At 61.0% G+C, this 6668-nt stretch carries 6 protein-coding genes and 2 pseudogenes; 4 read left to right on the top strand and 4 right to left on the bottom strand.

Going from position 1 to position 6668, the window contains the following annotated elements; translation table 11 throughout:
* Nucleotides 1-813: pseudogene (locus EOA86_RS39415) on the top strand (helicase SNF2); the annotation flags it as partial.
* A 220-nt stretch (nt 814-1033) separates the two neighbouring features.
* Here EOA86_RS39415 and EOA86_RS16660 read toward each other — a convergent pair.
* The 4 genes from EOA86_RS16660 to map form a co-directional block, all read right to left on the bottom strand.
* The gene (locus tag EOA86_RS16660; RefSeq protein WP_128342645.1) at nt 1034-1453 is read right to left on the bottom strand and encodes a nuclease; all 420 of its coding nucleotides are present in this window, start codon (nt 1451-1453) and stop codon (nt 1034-1036) included.
* Nucleotides 1450-2700, bottom strand: coding sequence for a site-specific integrase (locus EOA86_RS16655; protein WP_128342643.1), 1251 nt, complete (start codon nt 2698-2700; stop codon nt 1450-1452). Before EOA86_RS16655 ends, EOA86_RS16660 begins: the two co-directional genes overlap by 4 nt.
* 163 nt (nt 2701-2863) lie before the next feature.
* On the bottom strand, nt 2864-3508 hold the full coding sequence (radC, locus tag EOA86_RS16650; protein WP_128342641.1) for a DNA repair protein RadC: 645 nt from the start codon (nt 3506-3508) through the stop codon (nt 2864-2866).
* Nucleotides 3509-3576: 68 nt separating this feature from the next.
* Entirely contained in the window at nt 3577-4404 is an 828-nt protein-coding gene (gene map, locus EOA86_RS16645; protein WP_095521287.1) for a type I methionyl aminopeptidase, read from the bottom strand.
* A 235-nt stretch (nt 4405-4639) separates the two neighbouring features.
* Here map and EOA86_RS16640 point away from each other — a divergent pair, with 235 nt between their 5' ends.
* From EOA86_RS16640 to EOA86_RS16625, 3 genes and pseudogenes are all read left to right on the top strand, one after another.
* Nucleotides 4640-4936 carry a DUF982 domain-containing protein gene (locus tag EOA86_RS16640; protein ID WP_029353114.1) on the top strand — a complete coding sequence of 99 codons (297 nt, stop codon included), beginning with the start codon at nt 4640-4642 and terminating at the stop codon, nt 4934-4936.
* A 139-nt stretch (nt 4937-5075) separates the two neighbouring features.
* Nucleotides 5076-5735 (top strand): DUF2161 family putative PD-(D/E)XK-type phosphodiesterase, encoded by a 660-nt coding sequence (locus EOA86_RS16635; protein WP_128342639.1) that lies wholly within the window; start codon nt 5076-5078, stop codon nt 5733-5735.
* Nucleotides 5736-6431: 696 nt separating this feature from the next.
* Nucleotides 6432-6668: pseudogene (locus tag EOA86_RS16625) on the top strand (calcium-binding protein); the annotation flags it as partial.

Below are 6668 nucleotides of genomic sequence, written 5' to 3'. Positions count from 1 at the left end.
GAGGAAGCGGAGGATATGTCGCTGCTAGTAGTCGGGATGACCGGAAACTCACTGTTCAACGAGCTGTTCGCCGGCGCGGAAGGACTCTCGAAAGACCGGCTGACCTCCTGGTTTGACCAGTCCACGGCGACGTTGGGCGGACGCGATGTGGTTGAGACAGTCCGTGAGCTCCTTGGAAATGTATCGCGTTTCGATTTCCAACAGGTGGGCAAGGACCTCCCGAAGGTCGATCTTCCGGACCTCGAGAAGTTCTTCACATTCGCCGTGAGTCGGCACGGGCGTCGGGTTTTTCGGCGGGACGACGGGCTGGAAGTCAAGGCGCCTGACGAATGGCGGGCGCGGAGCTACGCAGTCCGGGAAAAGTACGAGGGCCTCGTATTTGATCGTAGTCTGCGCGGAAAGAATGTCGCGTCCCGGGTTCTCGGAGTTGGCCACGTCCTTTTCGACCTCGCCCTTCAAGAAGCGCGAGCCCGGCCCGTAAGCTTCGCATGTCTTGGTGGCCTGCCGCAGCCCTTGCTCATCGTGACGGTTGAAGACGAGGTCACCGGGACGGGCGCTCTCGTGCACCGCCTCGTATTTGGTGTTCGCGAGAATGGCGAAAAGCTTGAAGTGCTTCGAGACTGGGAGCTTCTCCAAGTCCTTAACACCTTGTCGCCCGGTTCCCCGACAAGCGACGCGGAGGGTGGCCGTGAGGACATTAGGCCAACAATTGAGCGCTTGAAGAAGTCGTTTGATGCAGATCTTTCGGCTTATGCGCCAGCGCTTCATCGGCCAGTTTCCTGGCCAGAGATGCTCCTTTTCTCTGGAAAGTGAGAGGGCCAGAGGCTGGCTCATCGCTTGGCTTTCCGGGCCATTATCGAGTGACGACGGGCTCTCGCGCGGTCGCGTCCCTGGTGATGGTGTAGTTGCCGGACGGTAGCTCCGGTTCACCCTCGTGCGCGGGAAGATCCGGCGCAAAACGTGACGACGTGATCGCACAACTCGCCAGGCTGCCCGCGCCATTCAAGAAGGTGAAGGTTCGCCCGCGGTCTCGTCAGTTCCCGCCCTCGGCGACGCCGGCGTGGCGGAGCAACTCGCCGATGCTGTCGGCTCCGATCTGACAGCGGGCGAGCACTCGATCATAGGAAACGACACGGCCGCCGCGCCCTCGCTCTGTCGTGCATACGACTGCGTGATGGAGCGCGATGCGCTCGAGGGCCGCCTTGGCCGTCACACCGCCGGGCTGGTGCAGTTCAGGCGCGTTGAAATCCGCGAGCCGAACTTCGATCCACTCCTTGGGATCGACCGTCCTACCGACGCAAAGGCCGTCTCCATCACCAACATATCGGACGACTCCGGAAAAGCGGACGCCGGCCTGGCTCGGCAGTGGCGCCTCGCACGGGTCCGCATGCGCGGGAGCAATGCGGCAGAGCAGCTCGAGCGTGCCGGCGACGATGATGGCGCGACAGTTCACGCGGCCTGCTTAAATGTGTTGTTGGTCTTCTTCTTGAGCAGCGTCCGAACGAACCTGTCCCATTTGGCCATGCCAGCGCGCTTTTCGACCATATAGTGCCAACGATCGTAGTGCTTGGAACTGACGTCCTGGAGGGCGTGGTTTTGGAGGCGATCGCGGATTTCCTTCGATACACCGGCCTTGCCAGCGAGCGTTTTGAAAGTCCGGCGAAGATCGCGGTTCGTCGCATAGGGGATCACGCCGCGGTCCCGTTGTCGCCAGACGAAGCTATATAGCGTGCCGTGGCTGACGGGCTTCTTTGGGTCTTTGGCCGAAGGGAAGAACCAGCCGTATTCGTTCGGTTTGATCGACTCGATCAGTTCGGCAGCGAGTGAGGGCACCGGGACGGCGTGCGGCTGCTCGTTCTTAGTCTTGGACCAGTCGATGATCCGCTCCTTGGCGTCCCACTGATCGACATGAAGCCGAGCAATCTCCTCGACGCGCTGGCCGGTCAGCATGATGAGTTGCACGGCACGCGGATAAGAGGGATGGACTGGCGTGTCGGGACATTCCAACCAGCGATAGAGTTGCACGAACTCGAGTTCGTCGAGCCAGCGAGTGCCTTTGACCTTGGGTTCGGTCGGGATACCGGTTGCGGGATTGAAGGGGATACGGAAGCGGCGAGAGGATTGCTGCCGATAATCATTGTCGGACTTCATCCCCCAGCTAAAGGCAGCATGAAGGTAAGAGCGTACATGGTCGGCCATCGACTTTGCGCCGCGCTCGTAGATCGGGCGGATCAGCTCGATGATTTCCTCGGCCTCGATTTCGCGAGCGAGGCGGTTGCGCCCGAGCGTGTCGGCGATTTTGTTGAGGCCCTTTTCAGTCTCCTTCCAAGACGGCTTGCCAGCTTCCTTGAGCGCCGCGACATAACCCTCGAACAGATCGGCGATGGTGCCGGGACGGGTATCGGTGGCAATCTTGATGCTTCGGCCCTTCTGGATGACGTCGGCAAAGTCACGTTTGTAGATCTCACGGGCCTGCGCCAGCGACATCGACGGATAAGCACCGATCTTCTTTTTGGTACGTTTGCCGTCGCGCCATTGCTGCGCCATCCAGTCGGCGGTGACACGCTTCGGCATGGGCTTGAGAACGAGGACGAGACGGCCGGTGCCGCGTCCTTCACCATCGGTGAGGTTCTCTTGTTTGCGGCTCACCTCGACGCGCTTCTGAGCATGTCGGATCGCGGTGTCGGTCAGGGCGGGCATGGCGTTTCCTCCTTTCCGGAACTGGGATCGGTCGAGGAGAAACAGGGATCGCTAGCTGGGAGCGGAAGGCCGTTTTCTACCCCTTTCACAGCCCCCAATTTGCCAAAACCGCCCCCACTACGCAATCCAGAAAATCCGCGATTTTGCTTGTGTTTCAGCGTGCTTAAGCGTGATCCAACGTGATGGAAGGTGGTTGAGTGGGGTGGTTGTGCGCCAAGATGATCGCCGTGGCGGAGAGTTCGAGCGCGCGTTTGACCACTTCGCGCGGATAGACCGGCGTGTGGTCGACGGTGCCGACCTGCTGCACCTCGTCGGCGATCAGCGCGTTTTTCTTGTCGAGAAACAGGATACGGAACTGCTCGCGCTCCTCGAAGGCCATTACCGACCGGCAGTATCCGAGAACCTGCGTCCAGGAGGACAAGACCTCGCGGCCTTTGATCTCGCTACGTGCCGCGCGTTGGGCGGCCGCGGCAACGATCTTCAGATCGAGCGCCACTGCCGGGCCGATACCCCTGACCTCTTCAAGTCGCGCGACAGGCGCGCCAAGCACCTCGGCAAGCGTGCCAAAACGCGCCAGCAGCGCCTTGGCGACGGGCTTAGTGTCGGAGCGGGGGATCAGGCGGAAGAGCAAGAGCTCCAGCAATTCGTAGTCGGGGAGGGCGTCGGAACCCGCGGCCGCGAACCGTTGGCGCAAGCGGTCGCGATGACCGAGATAATGCGGCTTTTCGACCGACTTGGCTTTCGCGAGCGATTTTATCGGTCTTTCGGGAAAGAAGATGCGTTCGTCTTCGTCGCTGGTTTTTCCCATAGGCCGCCCATATCCAGCATTTGCCGGGCAGATGCCCGCGACTTGTCGAACACTATACCGGCAGGACACTATGCCGGCAGGCCCGGGCGGTCGAGGTTTTTTGGCGACAGCGTGAAAATCTCGCACCCGGTCTCGGTGACGCCGATCGTGTGCTCGTACTGCGCCGACAGCGAGCGGTCGCGTGTCACCGCCGTCCAGCCATCCGACAGCACCTTTACGTGCGGCCGGCCGAGATTGATCATCGGTTCGACGGTGAAGATCATGCCCGGCCGCATCTCGACGCCCTCGCTGGCGCTGCCATAGTGCAGGATGTTCGGCGCGTCGTGAAAGAGCTGGCCGACGCCGTGGCCGCAGAAATCGCGCACCACCGAGCAGCGCTCGCCTTCGGCATAGGTCTGGATGGCGGCGCCGATGGCGCCGGTGCGGGCGCCGGGCCTGATCGCCGCGATGCCGCGCATCAGGCATTCATGCGTGACCTCGAGCAGGCGCTCGGCGGCGCGCTTGATCGTGCCCACCGGATACATGCGCGAGGAGTCGCCGTGCCAGCCATCGAGGATGTAGGTGACGTCGATGTTGACGATGTCGCCGTCCTTCAACGGCTTGTTGTCGGGAATGCCATGGCAGACGACGTGGTTGATCGAAGTGCAGGATGACTTCGTGTAGCCGCGATAGTTGAGCGTCGCCGGCAATGCGCCGTGATCCATGCCGAATTCGAAGACGAAGCGATCGATGGTTTCAGTGGTAACGCCCGGCGCGACGATCGACACCAGTTCGTCGAGGCAGCGTGCGGTGAGGTCGCAGGCCTTGCGCATGCCGGCAAAGCCCTCTTCGCCGTAGAGGCGGATCTGGCCGGTGTTTCTGAGTGGTGCCGTGGCGGCGTCGAGATAGGTGACCATTGTGTCCGTCTTGCCGGAAGAAAGGGCTTCTGATCAGCCCGCGGGAAAAGTCTCTCAGATTTGGCACCGGACGGCGCCAGGTTCAAGGACGAACTGCCGGCGATGGGCTCAAGCCGGCGATATTCATGTCTTGCGGCTTCATCCTGTGCCTGTCCAGCCCGTGCCAGGGTTGTTCGTCCGCACTGACGACATATTTCTGAGCAACAAGTGGGGAACGCGTTCTGGAGGGACACGAATGGACAGATTGCAATTCGAGGTGCCGGTGCGCATCACGACAGCGCCTGGCCTGCCGGTCGAGGAAATCTACAGCGTCGAACAAGCGCTGGATTTCCTGCAAGGCTGGCCGGTTCGCCGGCAGGGCCCGGTCTATCAGGCCGCATTCAATGCCTGCTTTGGCGCCACGGTCGACCTGGTCGAGACCGAGGATGCTTGCCGGGCGTTCATGGCGTTCTGCCGGGTAAGCCGCCTCCTGGCCAGGGACATGCTGGTTCCGCGCAGGCGCGGAGGCGAGGCGAGGGGGCTGCGGGCTTAGCGGCCGAGCCGGGCGGTCCCAGCGAACTGCTTAATGCATCCCACACTTCCATGCGTTCGACGAGCGGCAAATCTGCCCCAGAGCGGCATGCCTTCGGTGATGCTGTGCCAGCCAGTCACGAATCGGCTATGGCTCCGGTATGCAGGAAACGTCTCTTTACATCCCGGTGAAGCGGTTTCTTGAGAGCCTGGAATTCACCGTTAAAGGCGAAGTTGGTGGTTGCGACGTCGTGGGACTGCGTGACGGCGAGCCGCCCGTGGTCGTCATCTGCGAATTGAAATTGCAGTTCAACCTCGAACTCATACTTCAAGGTGTCGATCGTGCTGCGTCATGCGATGAGGTCTGGCTCGCGGCGCGGATGTCGGCCCGCGGCAAAGGCCGCGAGCATGACCGTCGGTTCCGCGCACTCTGCCGGCGGCTCGGGTTCGGGCTTCTGGGGGTTGGTTCCGCCGGCAACATCGAATTGCTGCTCAGCCCGGCCGCTTTGCCGCCCCGGCGAGACCCGAGACGAAGATCGCGCCTGGTGGACGAGCATCGTCGCCGGCGCGGCGACCCTGTAGTCGGCGGCGGCTCGCGTACGCCGATAATGACCGCTTACCGGCAGGATGCGCTGGCCTGCGCCGCTGCGATGGTCGACGGCCCGAAGCGCCCGCGCGACTTGAAAGCCATTTCACCACGCGCCGCCAACATCCTGCTTCACAATGTCTATGGCTGGTTCGCCAGGGCCGAGCGCGGCGTCTATGCGCTGACGGACGTTGGCCGCGCTGCGTTACACCGCTGGCCCCAACCGGCTCCATAACGAGGCTGCGCCGAGTTTGTTTGAGCGGCTTGCCGCGGGCAGGGGAGACAACGTACCTCTCCCGACTTAGCAACGATCAGAGTCGGCGCGGGCTGTATCGGTTGTCGCTCGCCATGGAAAGCATTATTGCACCAGGCGAAACGTGACAGCCTCTTCCGAGTTGCTCATCTGCTTTGTGCACACCCGTTGATGCCGCGAAATAGAGTTGCGTCGAACTCAAACGCGGCAATGGGCACTGTCGCCGGAGAGATATCGCAAACTGCGATCGCCCGCGGTAAGATTGTTCAAACAAATAATCCAAACTGGCTATGAGGCGGCCAGCGCGTCGCCTCCATTGTTACTGCCACGCCAGAGCGCAAAAATCGAGCGATGCGGCGGCAGGAGACAGTGAAGGCAGCAGCCAGAAACAACAAATGTTGATATTTGCGTTACCAAGCGCGTCGAGCGGATCGGCACGTCTAGGAACAAAAAAGGAATATTCTGGTAGTTCAGCAAGACTGTCTACGGATTGTTTTTCACGAATTCGACCTTGGCAGGAGCGCGCACTTCGTGAGGTGAAGTCCGGCCTGCGGCACTCGATGCAATACCAAAAATCTCAAAAATTCTATCAGAGGGGTGTGGGTATTTGATTTGGCGCTAATATACGCCGTCGAGTAGGCAGGCCACCGCGGGGCGCTAAGAAAAAAAGGATTATCAATGGCACTTCATTTCGCAGCAGGTGGGTCCGCCACAGAAGTCGCTAGCGCAGGTTTCAATCTGGTCGACGTTCAATACATTGACCAGGTCAACGAGCTGCCGGATGGCATGAAGGCTATGGTCTGGCTCAACGAGGGCGAGGGCGTGACCCAGTCCTTTATCGACAAAGTCACCCCCTTCCTTGGCAATCCGAAGGTGTATGGGTTTTTTCTCGTCGACGAGCCGGATCCCACCGGC

Source organism: Mesorhizobium sp. M5C.F.Ca.IN.020.32.2.1 (assembly GCF_004023105.1).
Lineage (GTDB): Bacteria > Pseudomonadota > Alphaproteobacteria > Rhizobiales > Rhizobiaceae > Mesorhizobium > Mesorhizobium wenxiniae.
This window is presented reverse-complemented; position numbering and strand designations above follow the sequence as displayed.